General features: G+C 45.8%; 19 protein-coding genes. 15 read left to right on the top strand and 4 right to left on the bottom strand.

The features are described 5' to 3' along the window. The first annotated feature begins 496 nt into the window (after nt 1-496). The 10 genes from MKY35_RS14555 (at nt 497) to MKY35_RS14510 (ending at nt 11,507) form a co-directional block, all read left to right on the top strand. A complete protein-coding gene (locus tag MKY35_RS14555) occupies nt 497-955 on the top strand; it encodes a flavodoxin (protein ID WP_049817022.1) in 459 nt (152 codons plus the stop codon). 20 nt (nt 956-975) lie between these two features. Further along, nucleotides 976-1,788, top strand: a complete 813-nt coding sequence (locus MKY35_RS14550; protein ID WP_342444098.1) for a hypothetical protein — start codon at nt 976-978, stop codon at nt 1,786-1,788. Nucleotides 1,789-2,145: 357 nt separating this feature from the next. After that, a complete protein-coding gene (locus MKY35_RS14545) occupies nt 2,146-2,799 on the top strand; it encodes an HlyD family efflux transporter periplasmic adaptor subunit (RefSeq protein WP_342444097.1) in 654 nt (217 codons plus the stop codon). A 15-nt stretch (nt 2,800-2,814) separates the two neighbouring features. Further along, the gene (locus MKY35_RS14540) at nt 2,815-4,332 is read left to right on the top strand and encodes a DHA2 family efflux MFS transporter permease subunit (RefSeq protein ID WP_039271206.1); all 1,518 of its coding nucleotides are present in this window, start codon (nt 2,815-2,817) and stop codon (nt 4,330-4,332) included. A 68-nt stretch (nt 4,333-4,400) separates the two neighbouring features. Then, complete coding sequence (locus tag MKY35_RS14535; RefSeq protein WP_039271208.1) at nt 4,401-5,867, top strand: efflux RND transporter periplasmic adaptor subunit; 1,467 nt, start codon at nt 4,401-4,403, stop codon at nt 5,865-5,867. Nucleotides 5,868-6,090: 223 nt separating this feature from the next. Then, on the top strand, nt 6,091-6,933 hold the full coding sequence (locus MKY35_RS14530; RefSeq protein WP_342444096.1) for an STM4015 family protein: 843 nt from the start codon (nt 6,091-6,093) through the stop codon (nt 6,931-6,933). A gap of 68 nt (nt 6,934-7,001) precedes the next feature. Next, complete coding sequence (locus MKY35_RS14525; protein WP_342444095.1) at nt 7,002-8,333, top strand: STM4014 family protein; 1,332 nt, start codon at nt 7,002-7,004, stop codon at nt 8,331-8,333. Further along, a complete protein-coding gene (locus MKY35_RS14520; RefSeq protein WP_342444094.1) occupies nt 8,326-9,108 on the top strand; it encodes an STM4013/SEN3800 family hydrolase in 783 nt (260 codons plus the stop codon). The genes MKY35_RS14525 and MKY35_RS14520 overlap by 8 nt, the downstream gene beginning before the upstream one ends. 69 nt (nt 9,109-9,177) lie before the next feature. Next, nucleotides 9,178-10,596, top strand: coding sequence for an STM4012 family radical SAM protein (locus MKY35_RS14515; RefSeq protein WP_342444093.1), 1,419 nt, complete (start codon nt 9,178-9,180; stop codon nt 10,594-10,596). Then, a complete protein-coding gene (locus MKY35_RS14510; protein WP_342444092.1) occupies nt 10,593-11,507 on the top strand; it encodes an STM4011 family radical SAM protein in 915 nt (304 codons plus the stop codon). The genes MKY35_RS14515 and MKY35_RS14510 overlap by 4 nt, the downstream gene beginning before the upstream one ends. 144 nt (nt 11,508-11,651) lie before the next feature. Here MKY35_RS14510 and MKY35_RS14505 read toward each other — a convergent pair whose 3' ends face one another. The 4 genes from MKY35_RS14505 to MKY35_RS14490 all read right to left on the bottom strand — a co-directional run bounded on the left by MKY35_RS14505 (nt 11,652) and on the right by MKY35_RS14490 (nt 13,930). Then, the gene (locus tag MKY35_RS14505; protein ID WP_013310599.1) at nt 11,652-11,930 is read right to left on the bottom strand and encodes a YxcD family protein; all 279 of its coding nucleotides are present in this window, start codon (nt 11,928-11,930) and stop codon (nt 11,652-11,654) included. A gap of 3 nt (nt 11,931-11,933) precedes the next feature. Further along, nucleotides 11,934-12,389: a hypothetical protein gene (locus MKY35_RS14500; RefSeq protein WP_342444091.1), complete on the bottom strand. Its 456-nt coding sequence runs from the start codon at nt 12,387-12,389 to the stop codon at nt 11,934-11,936. A 154-nt stretch (nt 12,390-12,543) separates the two neighbouring features. After that, entirely contained in the window at nt 12,544-13,116 is a 573-nt protein-coding gene (locus tag MKY35_RS14495) for a PadR family transcriptional regulator (RefSeq protein WP_013310597.1), read from the bottom strand. A gap of 250 nt (nt 13,117-13,366) precedes the next feature. Then, nucleotides 13,367-13,930: a carbonic anhydrase gene (locus MKY35_RS14490; RefSeq protein WP_029518130.1), complete on the bottom strand. Its 564-nt coding sequence runs from the start codon at nt 13,928-13,930 to the stop codon at nt 13,367-13,369. Between the two features lie 173 nt (nt 13,931-14,103). On the opposite strand from MKY35_RS14490, the gene MKY35_RS14485 reads away from it, so the two are divergent. The 5 genes from MKY35_RS14485 to MKY35_RS14465 all read left to right on the top strand — a co-directional run bounded on the left by MKY35_RS14485 (nt 14,104) and on the right by MKY35_RS14465 (nt 19,568). Beyond that, nucleotides 14,104-15,621: a carboxypeptidase M32 gene (locus tag MKY35_RS14485; protein WP_342444090.1), complete on the top strand. Its 1,518-nt coding sequence runs from the start codon at nt 14,104-14,106 to the stop codon at nt 15,619-15,621. Nucleotides 15,622-15,749: 128 nt separating this feature from the next. Beyond that, entirely contained in the window at nt 15,750-16,841 is a 1,092-nt protein-coding gene (locus MKY35_RS14480; protein WP_342444089.1) for an ABC transporter substrate-binding protein, read from the top strand. Further along, entirely contained in the window at nt 16,838-17,650 is an 813-nt protein-coding gene (locus MKY35_RS14475) for an ABC transporter ATP-binding protein (protein WP_342444088.1), read from the top strand. The genes MKY35_RS14480 and MKY35_RS14475 overlap by 4 nt, the downstream gene beginning before the upstream one ends. Nucleotides 17,651-17,658: 8 nt before the next feature. Next, nucleotides 17,659-18,492: an ABC transporter permease gene (locus MKY35_RS14470; RefSeq protein ID WP_013310592.1), complete on the top strand. Its 834-nt coding sequence runs from the start codon at nt 17,659-17,661 to the stop codon at nt 18,490-18,492. A gap of 119 nt (nt 18,493-18,611) precedes the next feature. Beyond that, nucleotides 18,612-19,568 (top strand): aromatic acid exporter family protein, encoded by a 957-nt coding sequence (locus tag MKY35_RS14465; protein ID WP_029518125.1) that lies wholly within the window; start codon nt 18,612-18,614, stop codon nt 19,566-19,568. Nucleotides 19,569-19,570: the final 2 nt, after the last annotated feature.

Raw genomic sequence — 19,570 nt, 5'->3', positions numbered from 1 at the left:
GTACAATCCATCCTTCAGCAGTCAATTCAGGATTCAGGCAGCAAGCTGCACAGAAATCCCCATATGGAGTCTATTGTACAACAAACCACAGCAACAATCGAATGATTACATAAATAAGTAAGTAGTCACTTGGTCTAAAATATTTTTTCTCGGATGTACTTGTAATTATAGCGCTTCCATATTAAAATGAAGCCAATCCCACTTGTACGTACAACCATCCGTTTTTTATTATAATAATGAAAATGGAATGAATTGTACGTACATAATATTTTTTTATCAACACAGCTGAAATTCTACTTCATTAAACAGGCCTCTAATTAATTTGCTTATCCATAGGTTTTCAGCCAGCAGCCGCATGTCATGTGGCTGTTTTGCGTATATTTCCCCAAGATTAAACCTAGTTTTTGAAATTAACATTTGACAATGAGAATCATTATCAAATATTATTTGAGTAACAGGGAGTGAAAGCATCCCATATTTCAAATAAAGGTGAGGGATGAACTTGGGTAAAATCATGATTACTTATGCCAGTTTGACCGGTAATACAGAGGAAATTGCGGAATTGATCGCCGAGGGCGTCCGTCAGGCAGGACATGAGGCTGAATTGAAGGCTTCGTATGATTGCAGCGCGCAAGAACTGCTCGCATATGACGGGTTCCTGCTGGGTGTATATACATGGGGAGATGGTGAGCTTCCTGATGAATTTTTGGATTTTTACGAGGAACTAGACGAACTTGATCTGTCTGGTAAAAAGACGGCAGTATTTGGTAGTGGAGATACATCCTATACGCAATTCTGTGGTGCAGTGGACTTGGTAGAGGAAAAAGTCAAAGAACGCGGCGCATCGGTCATTCAGGAGAGTCTAAAGATTGAATTCAATCCATTGGATGATGACAAGGAGAATTGCCGAGCTTACGGAAGACAATTTGCACAGGCTGGTATTGGGGTGTCCTGAGAAGAGAGTGAGGGATAGGTATGCGCAATAGCGATAGCTTAAGCGGCTTTCCTCTTCTGCACGACTATCAGCTGGAGGAGATGTGGAGAACTCCACAGCCAATCCGTCAATCACAGAGGAAAAGAGGGCGTGAGGGCTGGAATTGGCGGCAACGGGTTCAATATGCAGTAGGGCATGCGCTCAACGAATACTTTGGAATGGAAGTAAAGGTACGGCGGGAAGTCCCTGTCCAGTATGTGCTGGAGAAATGGTGGCCCAAGCAGTCAGACAGCTTTGAATCTTTGTTCCATTATTGGGATGTCAAAAATAAAGTGTCAGGTGAGTTGTCAAAAATTTGTGGCTTAAATAATGACTTGATGATGCCTGTGATGCTGTATGAACAATTTTGTACGTCCGTGCCTGAGTTAGAGGTCAATATTTCACTTATTGTTCAGGCTGCTTGGCAACTATCAGCAGAAACAGATTCCCTGCTCATTCAAAAGTACATCGTTGACTATAATCCTAACGTTATTAGTACATTCCAACATATGACAAATGTATTTTGTTATTATGCATTTGGAGCTCTTCCTCAGCTTATTGAGGTATACTGCCTGCTGGAAGGCAAGAAGGTCCGTTTCATTCCGGGACCTGCTTCTTTACAGCAATCTCTGGATTACGTACGGCTATTACGGGATTCCAAAGAGGATGTACATGGGACGACAGAACGCTGCCGTTGCGGAGGGTGCATAGGGGAGCAAGTTTCTCAGGGAAACAGAATGAATAAGAACACGAAGGAAGGGCAGGAGGCGAAAAACTGCAAACAACGGTTAGCTGTACCTACGCCTTTCTCTTAACGTTATTGTGTAACCCTTTAATTGTAAACTATCCCTTTTCGTGAAAGAGCCTTGGAAACAAGGTTCTTTTTTATGAAAAAAATTATGAAAAAACTGAAAATTTATGTTGCCTGAATAGATAAATATATCTATAATATTTCAATGTACAATAGTTATATGAAAATATTTAAATATAAAAAGACGGTTTGTGGAGCATGGATTAGCTTGTCCTATGTACATAAAATAAGTCCTGTCTTTTGCATGGCACGTTGCCATGTGTTTATTTACGTTCTCCATTTGGTTTAATGGCCTAATATTTCAATTTTAAAATATTAGCGTTGAATAATAAAAATTTTTTGGACAACAGGGGTGGAAGAAGTGAGTAAGAAAACTGTATTGCCAATCCTCATTGTACTGCTCGTTCTGAGCGGTGGAGCTATTGGCTACTATTATTGGTATCAAGCAACACACTTTGTTAAAAGTGACGATGCGCGCATTCAAGCAGATCAATATAAGGTAATGCCGCAAATCTCCGGAGAAATAAGCCACATTGATGTGGAAGAAGGAGATGTTGTTCAGCGTAATGAACCGATTGCCGAGCAGGATGTATCGGGGCTGGATGCGAGTATGATCAGCAAGTCCGTACTGCGCGCGCCGATCAACGGAACCGTCATTAAGATTTATTCCAAAGAGCATGAAATCGGATCGCCGGGTAGTGCTGTTGCAACTATGGTGGATATGAACAGCTTGTACGTATCCACGAACATTGAAGAAACTGACATTAACCGTATTAAACCAGGACAGCTTGTGGATATTACGCTTGATGCAGCAGGTAACCAGGTGATTCAGGGTAAAGTTCGTAAAGTGGGGGAAGCCTCCAACGCCGTGTTCTCACTCGTTCCTGCAGTCAACACAAGTGGTAACTTTAACAAGGTGACTCAGCGTGTGCCTGTAGAGATTGCTGTGAACAAGCCGAAGGATATGAAGCTTATCCCTGGAACGAACGTGGAAGTAAAAATTCATACACCTTAAAAAGGAGGGGTCCATGTGGCTGCCAATGAAATTGCTGCTGCTCCTTCGACAGATTCTTCCAAAGAACGCTGGCTTGCCTTTTTCGCTATCGTTTTAGGCGCCTTTGTCGCCATTCTGAACAACAGTCTGATCAATGTCGCCATTCCTAGATTGACGACGGATTTAGGATCTACGACGACACGTATTCAGTGGGTTATTACAGGTTACACGCTTGCATCTGGTGTAATCGTACCGATTACCGGATATATGGAGCAGCGCCTCGGATACAAAAAGTTTTTGATTCTAGCGCTCAGCGTATTTTCGCTGGGAACGGGAATATGTATTTTTGCATGGAGTGATTCTTCCCTGATCGCAGCACGGGTGCTGGCTGGTCTGGGCGGTGGTGTTATTATGCCGCTGAGTATGACGATTATTTACAAAATTATGCCGCGTGAACAAATCGGTATGTCCCTTGGTATTTGGGGGATCGCCGCAATGGCAGCGCCGGCTGTGGGACCTACGCTTAGCGGATATTTGATTGAGTGGTTTAACTGGCGGTTCTTGTTTATTGTCAGTGTGCCGGTTGCTTTATTTGCAATTTTAATGGTTATTCTTCTAATCAAAGAGCCGCCTAAAGTAGAGCCGAAGCCGTTTGATCTACCGGGCTTTTTGCTGGCCGCGACTTGTGCTGGAACGCTCTTGTACGCATTGACAAACGGCCAGCGTGATGGCTGGACTTCTTTTGGAATTGTATCCCTGCTGTTTATTGCTTTCTGGGCACTTGTTTTTCTGATCTATGTAGAAAGCGGCAAGGATAATGCTGTAATTGAAATCTCATTATTCAAGAATTCAAAGTATACGATTAGTGTTATTGCCTCTAGTCTGGTCATGATGGGGATGTACGGAGGAACGTTCCTAACACCGTTGTTTTTGCAAAATATCCAGCGGGTGTCACCGATTGATACTGGTATTATCCTCATTCCACAGGCCATTGCCATGGCGGCTATGATGCCTATTGCCGGGAAGCTGTTCGATAAGTTCGGAATTGTGCCTTTGGGGCTTGTGGGCCTGACGCTAACCAGCTTTATGACCTATCATCTTCACCAGCTTACGCCAGATACTTCGCATGCCTGGTTGGAAACCGTAATGGCATTACGGGGTCTGGGAATTGGTATTTGCATGATGCCATTGTCCACGGTCGGTATGAATGCCGTTCATCCGAGCAAGGTAGCCAATGCATCTACAGCATCCAATCTGGTACGTACTGTGGCTGCATCTATGGCGATTGCAGTGCTAACCGCCATTATGCAAAGCCGTTCGGCTGCTCATGCCCAGCAAATTTCGGAGTCCATTACACCAGACTCGGCTCATACGCTACAAGCGACATTGGGCAGCTCATGGATGTCATCCATAAGTAGTTTAATCACACTAGATGCCACATCAAGAGGGATTGGGGATACGTTCCTCATTTCATCCATACCGCTGTTTTGCACGATTCCACTAATCTTTTTGTTTATTCAGAGGAAGAAAGCAAAGACACAGCCGGAAGCTTAATCAAAGAACTATAAAATACGACTGGATGGCTTACATTATTTCCACGGACAGAAAGAAAGGGAATTATCATGAAAATATTGAGAGTAGAAAGTACATTAGCGGCTTTAGTGCTCGGCGGCGCAGTGCTGGCAGGCTGCTCCAGTAATAGCGGGGCGGCTCAGGATATGGTCGTTCCGGTTAAAATCAGCCAAGCACAGCAGGGAATTATCGGACAGGGAAATATTTATACAGGAACCGTAACACCTTCGGAGACGGTGAACATCGTGCCTAAAGTGGGCGGTAAAGTGGTTGAGCTGCCTGTGGATATTGGCTCCGAGGTTAAAAAGGGTCAAGTACTGTTCAAGCTTGATGATAAGGATATGCGGAATAATGTTGCGAAAGCCCGCGCCGCAGCAGCTGCGGCAGCAGCCGGAGTAAGCACCGCTCAAGCATCCCACGAATCTACGATGGTTCAGGCAAACTCGGGCTTAGTGCAGTCCAAGAGTGGCGTGATTCAATCCCAAAGTGCAATCAATCAGGCACAGGGAGCTATTAATCAAGCCACTACAGCCGTAGAACAAGCAACACATGGTGTCTCCTCGGCAGCCAATACGGTGAAACAAACACAGCAAGCTTTGGCAGATGCACAGAAGAATGTAACACGTACACAAAGTCTATTTGATGCAGGTGCGAGCACCCAAGCTCAATTAGAACAAGCCAAAACAGCAGTCGTGAATGCGGAAGCGGCTTACAATAATGCACAAAATGCGCAGGCTAACGCGCAAGATCAGCTGGTAGCTGCGCAGAAGGCTCTAACTACAGCTCGCAACAGCTATGATTCAGCAAAAAATAGCTACAGTAATGCAAATAGCGGTTACAGTAATGCGCAAAATCAGCTCAAAGTATCTCAAAATACTGCGGTTATCGAGTCCAGCCAACAATCTCTTAAGCAGGCTCAGCTGAATGTGAACATTGCTCAGGACGCATTGGATGATACTGTTGTAACGTCACCGATCAATGGTATTGTGGGCACGAAAAATGCAGAAGTGGGCGAAATGGTATCCGCTCAGTCTCCTGCGCTGGTCATCGCTAATCTGAGTACGGTCAATACATTGATCTATGTTCCAGCGGAACAGATTAACAATGTAAAAGCAGGTGACAAGGTACAGGTTCGTGTTGCTGCTTCCAACATTGTAACAACAGGTACAGTTAAAAATGTAAGCCCGTTGGATGCAAGTGGAAAAGGCTATCCTGTAAAAATCTCAGTAGCGAATCCAGACACAAAACTGAAATCCGGCATGTTGGCTGATATCAGCTTTGTCGCTGCCAATGCGCAAGAAGGCATCGTTGTTCCTACTGCGGCAGTGCAAAAGGATCAAGGTAAAGAATATGTATATGTTGTAAACGGAGACCATGCGAAACGTAAGGAAGTGAAGACTGTTCAGACGGCAGGTTCACAAACACTCGTTACCAGTGGCTTGAGCAATGAGGAGAATGTGATCGTGAATAATCTGGCATTGCTGTCCGATAACTCACCGATTACAATTAGCCAATAATTAGGTTCTAAACTTACGTACAATATAATAGTAGAAGTTTATTATGAATATGCAAAGACAGCCTGCTTAGCGGGCTGTCTTGTTTTTATTTCATTCAGCAAATTTTACATAGGATTAATGTCGATATGGGGCTATTTTTGACGAACATTGGTAGAATAGGATAGACTAAATTGGAAATAGATAGTTTACGAGATCTCAGACAAGCGATCGGAGGAATTGTAAGATGGAAGTGAAATTGGTAGTGGATTATGAAGCTTATGAGAATGGCCAAACGATGGCTAAATCTATTGAGGAACTGGCAGCCAAGCCGGAGAGCGCGCAAGTTACAGATCTCATCATTGGAGATTGGGGCGGTGCCTATGAAAGTTCACCAGAGGATTTTATCCCAGTGTTAGTGAAGCTCAAAGATCAATTCCCTAAGATACGCAAACTGTTTATTGGTGATATGGAATACGATGAGTGTGAGGTTTCATGGATTAACCAGACGAATCTATCCTCATTGTTAGAAGCGTTTCCAGCATTGGAGTCCTTTCATATCAAAGGAAGCCAGGACCTGAGCTTGGAGCCGCTTCGTCATAACCATCTTCAAGAATTGGTTATTATCTGTGGTGGCCTGCCTGTGAGCGTTCTTCAGCAAATACGTAATGCCGAACTGCCTGAACTGCGCAAGTTGGAACTGTATTTGGGTGTCGAGAACTATGGCTTTGACGGTAGCCTGAAAGATATTTTGCCGTTTTTAGACAGCAATCCTTTTCCCAAACTTACATACTTGGGACTCAAAGATAGTGAAATACAGGATGAAATTGCTATTGCAGCAGCTAATGCCCCTGTGATTGGACAATTGGAAGTGCTGGATCTCTCACAAGGTACGTTGTCTGATAAAGGTGCAGAAGCGCTACTGGCTAGTGAAAGTATAAAAGGGCTGAAGCATCTGGATTTGAGCTATCATTATATGTCTAGTGAAATGATGCAACGTTGGAAAAGCTCGGGTCTATCTGTGAACGTGGAAGATCAACAAGAAGCAGATGAGGAAGATGATTGGCGCTATCCATCACTGACTGAGTAATTTGTACAAATGGATTTCTAAAAACGGACTGTTTTCAAAATTAAATTGATCTAAAGTGAGGCGGCTCTATGGTTAGGATGTCAGACTGTAATGTCAGCGAGCCGTTTATCTTGTTCGGTAATCCGGGAAATCGTCGAACTACTGGGCTGCAGGAGGCGAGAAGCAGATTAATGCTTCCGCCCGCTCTGGAGGTTTCCTATAAGAATGTGCTGGAAGCTATTCGGCAGAAACAAGGTCTGAGCGAGCTGATGGTGCGAATAGCTGCACAAGACAGCGTGAATGGCAGTGCCTATGTGAAAGAGAGCATTGATCAGTTACTGGCGGGGCAGATGGACAGTGGTCCGCTGCTTCGTCTGGATGCACCGGGCGAAAGCTTTGAGGTAGAGCGTGAGTTGATTGCTCTGGGTGCCTCGGATGGTGAGGGAGACGATTCTCTGTTGCCATGGCCCGAATGGACACAAGGCACAGGTATATCGGCGGCAGAAGCGCGATGTCTGCAGGAGCAGCACGGTCGTATTTGGCACCCGGCACAATGGTTCCGGGGTTATTGCCGTCTGCTGGCCTGGCTACGGAATGAAGTGGCTCTGCTCTGGCCCTCGTCACACTGGATGAATGACCCGGCGGAAGTTGCCGTGATGTTCGACAAACGGCGTTGTAGCGCCGATTTAGGCAAGGCAGATATAAGGGTTCCGCCAGTGCTTGCATCTTCAGGTGGTGCATTTCGTGATGTTGTCGATCTGCACACGGCAATGAAGGAGAGCGGGTTTCATCGCGTATTTGTGAAAATATTTTGTGGGTCCGGTGCTTCTGGTGTCATGGCCTATCAGGTACATCCCCACACACACGCGGAACTGGCAGTGACCACGATTGGAACGGAAATCATACACGGACAGCGCGTGTATTATAATGCCGGACGATTGCGTCGTTATACGGATAAGCAGGACATTCATGCTATCCTTAACTGGCTATGCCTGGAAGGGGTACATGTGGAGCGCTGGATTCCCAAAGCGACCCTGAATGGGCGTGTTTATGATGTGCGCCAACTCGTGTGCGGATCAGAAGCTTGCCATGCGGTTTTACGTTTGAGCCACAGCCCCATTACCAATTTGCATTTGCGTAATGAGCGGCTCTCGCTGAAGGAAGCCGGATTACCACAGAATACGGTGGAATCGGTCCAGCTTACTGCGAAAGCCGCTATGAGTGTTTTTCCGGCGTCCATGGTCGCTGGGCTGGATGTACTTGTTCCGGCTCATGGGGGGCGTCCCTATGTGTTGGATGTTAATCCGTTCGGTGATTTGCTGTACCGGGTTGAACATCAGGGTTGGAGCCCGTATGAATGGGAAATGCTGCACCTCGCTAATAGGAGCGTGGGTACGGAAAGGAAAGACAGATATGACTGATATGAATCAAATTGTTGGCTCTCATGATATTGTCATGATTACGCTTGATACTCTGCGTTATGATGTAGCAAAGCTGGAGGAAGAGAACTGTCCGAATTTGTGCGGCTCCGGGTCGTGGGAAAAGCGCCATACACCGGGTAGCTTTACCTATGCTGCACATCATGCTTTTTTTGGCGGATTTTTGCCGACTCCAGCGAATACGGATAAGACTTCACATATCCGTCTGTTTCACACCAAGGATACGGGACTACGTACGCATCCACATACGTGGCTGTTCGATGCCCCGGATATTGTATCCGGGCTAGAGGGTGAAGGTTATCGGACCATCTGTATCGGCGGCGTTATTTTTTTCACAAAGAAAAATAAGCTTGCCAAGGTGCTGCCTGGATATTTCCAAGAAAGCTACTGGCGTATGAACTTTGGTGTTACCAACCCCCGTTCGACGGAGAATCAGGTGAATCATGCTCTGAAACTGTTGGAAAATGCAGACCCGTCACAGCGCTTGTTTTTATTTCTGAATGTATCAGCGATCCATGGGCCTAATCATTATTTTGTGAAGGGCGCAGCCAAAGATTCAGTGGAGTCTCAACGGGCAGCCTTGCGGTATGTGGATGGTGAACTTGGACGTTTGTTTGAGGCTTTGCGAAATCGGGGCAAGACGTTTTGCATGGTTTTTTCCGATCATGGTACAGCTTATGGGGAAGACGGCTATGAAGGACATCGTCTGGCGCATGAGGTAGTCTGGAATGTGCCTTACCGCGAATTTATTTTATAGAGCAAATAGAAGTATAGATTGCACTGGTAAAATATCAAGAAATCAATCCAGCGTGAGGAAGGAGCAGAAATGAAAGCCATAAATCTGAATCACTCGCATCCAGCGGATGCGCCAGCCCCGGAGATAGACACAAACTTAGCACCGTCTAGGTTTCAGTGGCCTGAAACTCCTGCTGAATGGGCAAGCACAATCCGTGAAGCTCCTTACCGCTCCTATCTGTACTCTTACCCGCATAAAACGGCCTATCGTCCGTTTGATACACCACTCTCATTACAGGAGTTGTGGGAGAAGGAGGAGTTAGAAAGCTATTTTTTGTATATGCATATTCCATTTTGCGCGGCTCGCTGTGGATTTTGTAACCTGTTCACTTTGCCGGACAAGCGTCTGGATGTACATAAGGAGTATGTGGATGCACTAGAAAGACAAGCCAAGCAATGGGCACCCATTATGGGGCGTCGACCTTTTTCACGTTTTGCGATCGGCGGCGGTACACCGACCTTACTGGAGGCTCCTTTGGTGGAGCGCTTGTTTGACATTGCGGAAAATATTATGGGACTGGACCCTAAGCGAGCTTCTATTTCGGTGGAGACCTCTCCTGATACTGTGACTGAGGACAGGTTGGAGGTGCTCAAGCGCCGCGGGACAGATCGTGTCAGTATGGGAATTCAGAGCTTTGTGGAATCAGAAAGTGCCGCCATATACCGACCTCAGAAGCCCAAACTTGTTAGAGAAGCACTTGAGCGGCTGGTGGAATACAACTTTCCTTTGCTGAACGTAGATCTGATCTATGGCTTGCCTGGTCAAACGGTGGAAACCTGGCTGTATTCTTTAGAGGAAGCCCTGTCTTACTCGCCAGGAGAAATATTTCTTTATCCGTTATATATTCGAGAAAATACGATTTTAAAGCCAGGCTATACCGGGCTGGATCATGATATTCGCCTTAGCTTGTATGAAGTGGCGCGCGAACGGCTCAAACAAGCAGGATATGTACAATACTCCATGCGCCGTTTTGCTAAAAATGATGGTATATCCAACAAAGAGCTTTTGCCCTACAGTTGCCAGGAGGAAGGTATGGCTGGTCTGGGGTGTGGTGCACGCTCCTATACACGCAATGTCCACTATGCCAGCCGTTATGGGGTTAGTGCAGCAGCTACCCGTAGCATTATCGCAAATTATGTTGCTGCGGAACGTCATGATCTGGCTGACTACGGCTTTATTTTAAATGTGGATGAGAGTAAGCGACGCTTTATCTTAAAGGCGCTTCTTCATCGGGAAGGTTTGGAGCTATCAGCCTATGCAGAGCGCTTCGGTGTATCTCTGTCGGACGATTTTACAGGAATGTCGTTGCTGCTGGAATCCGGTATGGCTGTCGTCGAGGAGGGTACGCTGCGACTTACAGAGGAAGGAATGGCCTATTCCGATGCGATTGGGGACTGGATGATCTCCACGTCAGTACGTGAGCGCATGGAAGGATATGTAGGAGCATGAGAGCGATCTTATATTATCGTGGTTCGTTGACCTCGTGTAATTATGCTTGTCCTTATTGCCCGTTCAGTAAAAACGTTGATAGTCGGGAAACGTTGAACAAGGATCGGGCCCAGTTGGAACGTTTTGCTGATTGGGTACGGGAACAGGGCGTTTTGGGGCATCGTCTCTCTATTTTTTTTAATCCGTATGGAGAAGCCTTGATTCATTCCTGGTATCGCAAGACCATGATTGAGTTTTCCCACATGGTGCATGTGGAAAAAGTGGCGGTACAGACGAATCTCTCGACTAAGCTGGATTGGACGAAAGAACTGAACCCGGAGACTGCTGCGCTGTGGGCTACATATCACCCTGGAGAGACGAAAGAGCAAGTTTTTATATCGCAGGCTATGAAGTTATATGAACTTGGTATTTCCTATAGTGTCGGTACCGTCGGGTTAAGACAAGCCTTCCCAGCTATTCGTTCCTTAAGATCGCAACTTCCAAGGGATGTTTATTTGTGGGTCAATGCCTACAAGGATCGACCCCATTATTATACAGATGCTGAAGTCACTGAATTAACTGCGATCGACCCCTATTTTCAATGGAATTTAAAGGATTATAGCAGTCAGGGACGGGCATGTCGCGCCGGTGAAGATGTATTTTATGTCCAGGGTGACGGAAGAGTAAAACACTGCTATCAGGATCGACGGGTGCTTGGACACTTATATAGGGATGGTCTTAAGGGTCTGAGTGGCAAACGTCCGTGCCGGATGAAAGAATGCGGCTGCTATATCGGCTATATTCATATGGAAGAGCAGCCGTTTCGGGAAATGTACGGTAGTAGCTTACTCGAAAGAGTGCCGCAAGTACAGGTATCTCCGGTTCCATCATTTAGCAGACAGGCTATTCATAGAGATAATGAATCTATATAGCTAGGGTTGCCGACTTCTAAATGTAATACTACAGCACCTTGATCTATTAGAGAAACGATCAACAAAAAACCGACCCTTGCCATCAAGCAAAGGTCGGTTCATTTGTTTTATAATGACTCAATAAGACTGTTCTATGCGAAATAATCAAGTTTGGACGATAGCAGTAATTTCTTCATCCAGATCCAATCTGATTTGTTCGCGATAGGCACGAATATTGTATTCGGAATATAGGTATCTCAGAATGGCTTCAATCATATTGGCTTCCACCAGATATTGACTGCGGCCCTGTACATGGACTTCTGCTGAATAACCTGTATCCTCTTCCCAGCTTAGTTCTACTGTCACATCCGTGGGCTGAACACCTTTACGTTCAGCCATATGCAAGCAAATAGCGTTGACAATCTCATCCATACTCAAAATCATAGCTTAGTAACGTCCTCCACGGGAATCATCTGGTCTGCGACGATTTTTAATAGCACGGTAGATACCTACTCCGATCATGATCAGGACGTAAATGGCCAGAACGTTAACGGCAAGGCCAAGCAAGCTGCCTAATGCGCCTATGTTACCGAACAATCCGCCGAAGAGCATACCTGCCAAACCGCCCAGCATCATACCTTTCAGAAATCCGCCGCCACCGCCAAGGAATCCACCAGTTCTGCTTGTATTACCAGCAGTTGCCCCTGACTTGGTTCCGCTATCTGACTTATTAATGCCATTGCTGTCATTCGCCTTGCTTGGTGTAGATTGGTATGATTTAGGTCCGGATTTAAACCCGCCGCCTCGCCTTGCATCAGCTGTAGATGGTGCGATCATAGCAATGAGTAGGGTAAAAGCCATCATCAGCATCATCATATTTTTCAAAGTGAATGTTTTTTTCATGTAAATATAATCCCCCTTAGTAAATTTGTTTATAGGTCAAACAACCGCTTACCAGTAATACGAATGGCATGGAAAAGGGTTTCAAAGAATTTTAATTTTTAAAAAATTAAATAATAACGTCCCATAAATCCTATGCATGGATTGGCTAAAACATTCAGCTTTGCGGCTTAAGTGAAAACGGATTAGTGTCAGCACTGACATCACCGGCAAGCAGCATGCGCAGAACCATTTGGCACCATTCCAGACCTGCTTTAGCATTCAAAAGTCCTTTTTGTACTAAAATATAGTCACCAAAGTTCTTACTGCCAAAATGTAAATTCTCTGCGGGAATATCGTTCAGGATATCCTCAAGATGCTGGATTTTCTGAATAAAATGACGTTTGCGTTCCTCCAGCATACGATTGGCACTACTTTTGTCCGTTAACCAAAGACAGAACAGTCGAAGACTTAATTCATCCCGTGTAACCGGAGCAGCTAACGCTTCCTGGGACCATTGCTGAAGCATATGGATTCCCTTGTCGGTAATGGTATACATTTTCTTATCAGGCTTGTCGGACTGCTGAATCCAACGGGAGGCTAGCAGTTCCTTGCTCTCCATACGGGCCAGTAGCGGATAGATCTGACTGTGCTTGGCCTGCCAAAAAGGCTGGATACGCAACATCAGATCATAGCCGGAGGATTCCTCTCTTGCGAGAAGCCCCAACAGACCATACGATAGTAAATTCATAGATCTTATCTCCTTCATCCATCATAGTAACGGTTGTAACAGCACTGTGGCAGCTATTCTGCAGCTTCATGAAAAGTGTACACTGAAACTGTATGGTTTGACAACTTTCAGTCAGGTCGTTCACAGGTTAGCCAAAATTGATTCTTGTCATTCTCCACGTATATGTGCTTTTTTTCATAAAAAAGGGTAGTTTAAGCTCGTATGTACGAGCTTAAACTACCCTGGTACCTTCTGCCGAAGCGTATCCTATTTACTGTTCATTTCCATCAACGAGAAGTGTTAACGCTCCTGTATCTGGATGAATAACCATGCCGTGAACGGGGGCATTAGGAGGGAGAAGCGGGTGATTTTTAATAAGCTTCACGGTAGTTCTTACCCCTTCTTCAATGTTGTCAAAACCTTTTAACCATTTATTTAGCTTAATTCCTGAATTTTCTAATGTATTCAGCACTTCCTGAGAAATTCCGCGATCGAGCATTTCATTGACCATGTGGTCTGCATTTAATGCAGCCATGCCGCACTCATAATGACCTACAACGACGACTTCGTCTGCTCCCAGCTCATACAGGGCGACTAGCACACTGCGCATTACACTTCCAAAGGGCTGTGAAATAATAGCACCCGCATTTTTGATGATTTTCACATCACCGTTGCGCAGGTTCATGGCTTTCGGGAGTAACTCCGTTAGCCGTGTATCCATACAAGTGATAATGACCATTTTTTTATTGGGGAACTTGCCTGTTCTATAGGCCTCGTATTCTTTGTTTTCTACGAAAACACGATTGTACTCTAAAATTTCTTTGATGTGATTCACGATTGTTCCCTCCAGATTCTATTAAAGTTTGATATGTACAGCCCAACGTTTATTTTAGGTCTTAGGAGCTGGTCGTACATGTTGTGAGTTGATTATACTTTTTAATATAAGTATCATCAAGTATAGGTATTGTAAAGTTTTATCCATTTTAAGTTAAAGAGGTGACCTCAAATATGGCGCAACAGACGTTGGATCAATTGACGGCTTTAAAGGAGCTTTCACACAAAATCAGTAGTTATGGCGAAGCAGTAGGTCTGCTGCACTGGGATTTACGAACTGGTGCTCCGCGCAAGGGTGTTGACATTCGGTCGGAGACGTTGGGTATGCTGTCCACTGAAATGTTCAAGCTGATGATCTCGGATGAAATGGGACAATTGCTGCAATTTTTTGCCACAGTAGATAAGCTGGAGCAACTGGAAGACAATGATCGCAGATTGGTGGAGGAATGCCGTAAAAATTATGACCTTAATCGTTCGGTTCCGGCAGACCGATACCGGGATTATAGCATTCTCGCAGCGCAGGCAGAGAGCAAGTGGGAGGACGCAAAGGAACATAGCGATTTTGTCGGATTTGAACCCTACTTGTCTAAAATCGTAGACATGAAGCGTGAATTTATCGGCTACTGGGGGATTAAGGATACAGAGTATGACACGCTTTTGGATCAATATGAGCCGGGGATGACGGTTGAAAAACTGGATGCTGTGTTTGATCGTCTCAAAAAGCGCCTTGTGCCACTATTGTCTAAAATTCAGGCTTCACCGAACCAGCCGGATAAGAGCTTTTTAGATGGTGTGTTTGATGTGAAGCAGCAGGAGAAGTTCAGCCTGTTCATTTTAGGTCAGATGGGGTATGACTTTGACGCAGGTCGCTTGGATGAGAGCGTACATCCTTTCGCAACAGGATTAAATCCAGGTGATGTGCGTATAACAACACATTATCTGCAAGATGATGTAACTAGTGCTATTTTCAGTTCGTTGCATGAAGGAGGCCATGCGCTGTACGAACAAAATATTGCTCCTGAGCTAGCAGGATCACTACTGTCGGGAGGAACCTCTATGGGGATTCATGAATCCCAGTCCCGCTTGTGGGAAAATAAAGTCGGACGCAGTCGTGCTTTCTGGGATCGGTATTACGATGATTTGCAGAAGCATTTTCCTGATCGCTTGGCAAAGGTTACGGCAGATCAATTCTATCGGGCAGTCAACCGTGTGGAAAATTCACTGATTCGTATTGAAGCGGATGAGCTAACATATAATTTACATATCATTATCCGTTATGAAATTGAAAAAATGTTGTTTAATGAAAAGCTGGATGTGAAGCGTCTCCCTGAGGTATGGAATGCGAAATATAAGGAATACCTAGGGTTACTTCCACCGGATGATGGACTGGGCGTACTTCAAGACGTTCACTGGTCCGGTGGTGATTTTGGCTATTTTGCTTCCTACTCGCTTGGCAATATGTATGCAGCACAAATTTTGGCAACATTACGCAAAGAGTTACCAAATCTAGATGAATTAATCGCTGCTGGAGAACTTGAGCCGATCAAGCAATGGCTGACCGAACGTATTTACCGTTACGGCAAGAGCCGGACGCCTTCCGAGTTGATTGTAGCCATTACAGGTGAGGATCTGAACCCGGATTATCTCGCAGACTATCTGGAAGAGAAATATACCTCCATATACAAGCTGTAAATCATATAGCATCTCCCCCACGTTCCCGGGCGAACGTGGGTTTTTTTTTGTGCAATTAACCAATATATCGACAACCGCATAACAATATATGAAGTCAACGGATGTAAAAAGGTGGGGAGGGAATAAGGATGAAAAACGGCGCTCGTTTCAAAGCTGTGGTGGCTGCGGCACTACTCGGATTACTGTTGCTCAGTGGGTGCACCCCCAAAGGGGGGGAGCAGACAATTGAGATCAGACTAGGCGAGGTAGCCCGTACGGTCTTTTATGCGCCGCAGTATGTAGCCTTGAGCCAGGGAATGTTTGCTCAGGAGGGACTGGATGTCCAATTGGCAACGATTCCCGGGGGGGACAAGGCGATGACGGCGTTGTTGTCCAACCAGGCGGATATCGCGCTCATCGGCGCGGAAACATCTATTTATGTGTATCAGCAAGGAGCAGAGGACCCTATCATTAATTTTGCCCAACTGACACAGAAGGATGGAACCTTTTTGTTTGCCCGTCAAACGCAGGATAACTTTGCATGGGAAAAGCTGAAAGGACAAAATTTTTTGGGGCAACGCAAGGGCGGAATGCCGCAAATGTCACTTGAATTTACCCTTCGCAAACACGGCATTGATCCTCATAAGGATCTGAAGCTGATTCAAAATATTGATTTTGCTAATGTTGCCTCTGCTTTCGGCTCGGGTACAGGGGATTATGTACAGCTATTTGAGCCACAGGCATCTATTTTTGAAAAGGCAGGTCGTGGGCGGGTAGTTGCCTCTATCGGTGTGGAGAGCGGCGAATTGCCGTATACGGTATATATGGCTAAGCAAAGCTACCTGAAGGCAAACAGCGAGGCTGCACAGAAATTTACAAATGCTGTATATCGGGCACAACAGTGGATTGCTACGCATTCACCTGAACAGATTGCCGAAGCAATCACGCCCTTTTTTAAAGATACAGATTTAGCTATTTTGACGAGTAGTATCAAGCGATATAAGGAACAGAGCACCTATGCTTTGAACCCGATGATTGAGGAAAAGGAATGGAAGAACTTACAGGATGTCATGACCTCGGCAGGGGAGCTTAAAAATTCAGTTGCACTAGATAAGCTGGTGAACCCAAGCTTTGCAAAACAGGCGATTTCGTCAAATTCTACCGGGAATACTAAGTCGCCTGTCAAAAAGAGCACAACTGAATCTACGGATGCAGGTGTCGATTCTGGAGGTTCGTCATGATGGAGGAACGGAGTGATCTAACTTCGGACGCGACAAGCCCGATGGTGAGACTGGAGCAAGTGACGCATGTCTATGTAACGGATCGTGAAGCTTCGCTGGCGGTTGAGAATATTGATTTTTCCATAGAGATAGGGGAGTTTGTCAGCTTGGTCGGCCCAAGCGGCTGCGGCAAAACGACGATCCTGTCCATGATCGCAGGGCTACTGCGTCCAGCGGCAGGCCAAGTCATGTTGCAAGGTCAGCCGGTAAGTGGGCCGAGTCCAGAAGTCGGTTACATGCTGCAGCAGGATTATCTGTTCCCGTGGCGGACGATCATGGAGAACGCATTGTTGGGTCTGGAACTAGCCAACAGAGTAGATGAAGCTGCACGTGAGCAGACAAGGCTGTTACTGGAAGGCATGGGTCTGGGAGGGAAGGAGCATCTGCATCCATCCCAGTTGTCTGGGGGAATGCGCCAGCGCGTGGCGCTGGTACGGACGCTGGCGACCAATCCGGGATTGCTGCTGCTGGATGAGCCGTTCTCCGCGCTGGATTATCAAACCAAGCTACAGCTGGAAGATCTGATTGCGGAAACCTTGCGCGAGCGGAGGAAGACGGCTATTTTAGTCACACATGATTTGGCCGAAGCCATTGCGGTCAGTGACCGGATTATAGTGATGGGTCGAAATCCTGGTCATGTCCGACGTACCTTCGAGATTCCGGGTTGCATCCGGGAAGCTCAGCCTTTTTATGCACGCGAGCAGCCGGGTTTTAATGAGCTTTTTCATGAAATATGGGGTGAACTGGAGGCTTCGGGAGCAAAGGAGTGAGTTAACGTATGAAGGACGAAGCGGATCAGCTTGAGCAACGTTGGATTCAAGGACTACATCAGGCGTATTTACGCAGCAGGCGTTCGCAACGATGGTTAGTGACAGGGGTACAGACAGCTATTTTACTGCTTTTGTTTGTATTATGGGAAATTGCAGGTCGATTGAAGTGGATTGATGTACTGTTGTTCAGCTATCCGAGCAAAATTTTCACCCAGATCGGTAAGGATGCGGTCAGTGGTGAATTATGGGGACATGTAGGTGTCACCGTGGGAGAGACGATGGCGGGGTTTTTACTCGGTACACTGTTAGGTACGTTGCTGGCTGTACTTATTTGGTGGTCACCGTTTTTGTCGAGGGTGCTTGACCCCTATATGGTCGTGTTCAACAGTATGCCTAAGGTGGCGCTAGGTCCAATTTTTATCGTTATGTTTGGGGCGGGATTTACTGCTATTCTAATGACAACCCTCTCCATTACGGTCATCATTACGACACTAGTCGTATACAACAGCTTTCAGGAAGTCGATTCGAATCTAATCAAAGTGGTTCGCACGTTTGGCGGATCACGCCGTGATACGTTTCAAAAGGTGATTTTGCCTGCATCCTTTCCTGCAATTGTCTCTACACTGAAAGTGAATGTGGGTATGGCATGGGTTGGCGTGATTGTTGGTGAATTTCTGGTGGCTAAAAACGGCTTAGGCTATTTGATTATCTATGGTTTTCAGGTATTCAATTTCACGCTGGTTATGTCCAGTTTGTTGATCATTGCTGTCGTAGCTACTCTGATGTATCAGGCGGTCGTGTATGTGGAGCATCGTCTGCTTTCCGGTCGTCCTCATCGGTAATAATAAAAGTTCTGAACATTTGTGTAAAACGTGAAAATAAAGTACCATGAAAAATGAAAATACTTAAAATTTATGAAAATGTTAAAACAGATTTCATCCAGAGAGGACAGAATTTTTTCATGGGCTTTCGTACGATTAAAACGGCTATTGCCGCATTAATGGCCGTACTTATTGCGGAGGGTTTTGGCATTCATGGTGCTACCTCAGCAGGGCTTTTAGCGATTTTGGGGGTGGATGTCACACGCAAGAGAAGTCTCCGTACTATTTCGGCGAGATTTTTTGCATCCGTCGTGGGGCTTCTTTTTGCTTGTGTTTTGTTTGTGGTATTCGGATTCCATGATTGGGTACTGGCATTATATATTTTAACGGCGTTTCCAGTCATTGTACGGGTGGGCTTTAAAGAAGGGATTGTCACCGGTTCGGTCGTGGTTTTTCGCGTATTCAGCGGCGGCGTGATTGATATGGAGGTACTGCTGACCCAGCTAGGTCTGCTAGTGATTGGACTGGGTTCCGCGATGATTGTCAATTTAGCCTACATGCCGGGTTCTGATAATACCATGCAACAAATTCGGCAGGAGGTAGATCGGACATTTTCTGTTATATTCAGAAATATGGCCAATACGCTGCGCAGTCCAGCATACATATGGGATGGCAAGGAAGTTATTGAAGCGAACAGCGTGATAGCCAAAGGGGTCACTGAGGCGGGACGTTCCTTGGAAAATCAGATGCTTCGTCCCCAAGAGGGCTGGAATGTGTATTTTTATATGCGAAAAGAACAGCTGGATTCGATCCAAAACATGATGCAGTTGATCGCACAAATGTATCAGCATATGCCGCAGGCCAAGCTTCTGGCTGAGCTGTTCGACCAGCTTAGCAATGATGTTTTGGCTGGACATTATACGGGACAGACCGAGAAGCTGCTGGAGCAGGTTCGTGAAGAATTTAAAGCCATGGAGCTTCCCGCAACCCGGGAGGAATTTGAGATTCGTTCGGCATTATTACAGCTTACACATGAGCTTCATCAGTATTTGAAAATTGCGAAAAAGGACAAGGCCCCTACTCCAGTAAGAAATTAGAG

Source organism: Paenibacillus sp. FSL L8-0638 (genome assembly GCF_038593075.1).
GTDB classification, from domain to species: domain Bacteria; phylum Bacillota; class Bacilli; order Paenibacillales; family Paenibacillaceae; genus Paenibacillus; species Paenibacillus polymyxa_D.
Note: the sequence above shows the minus strand (reverse complement) of the source record. Positions and strands in the feature narration are given on the sequence as shown.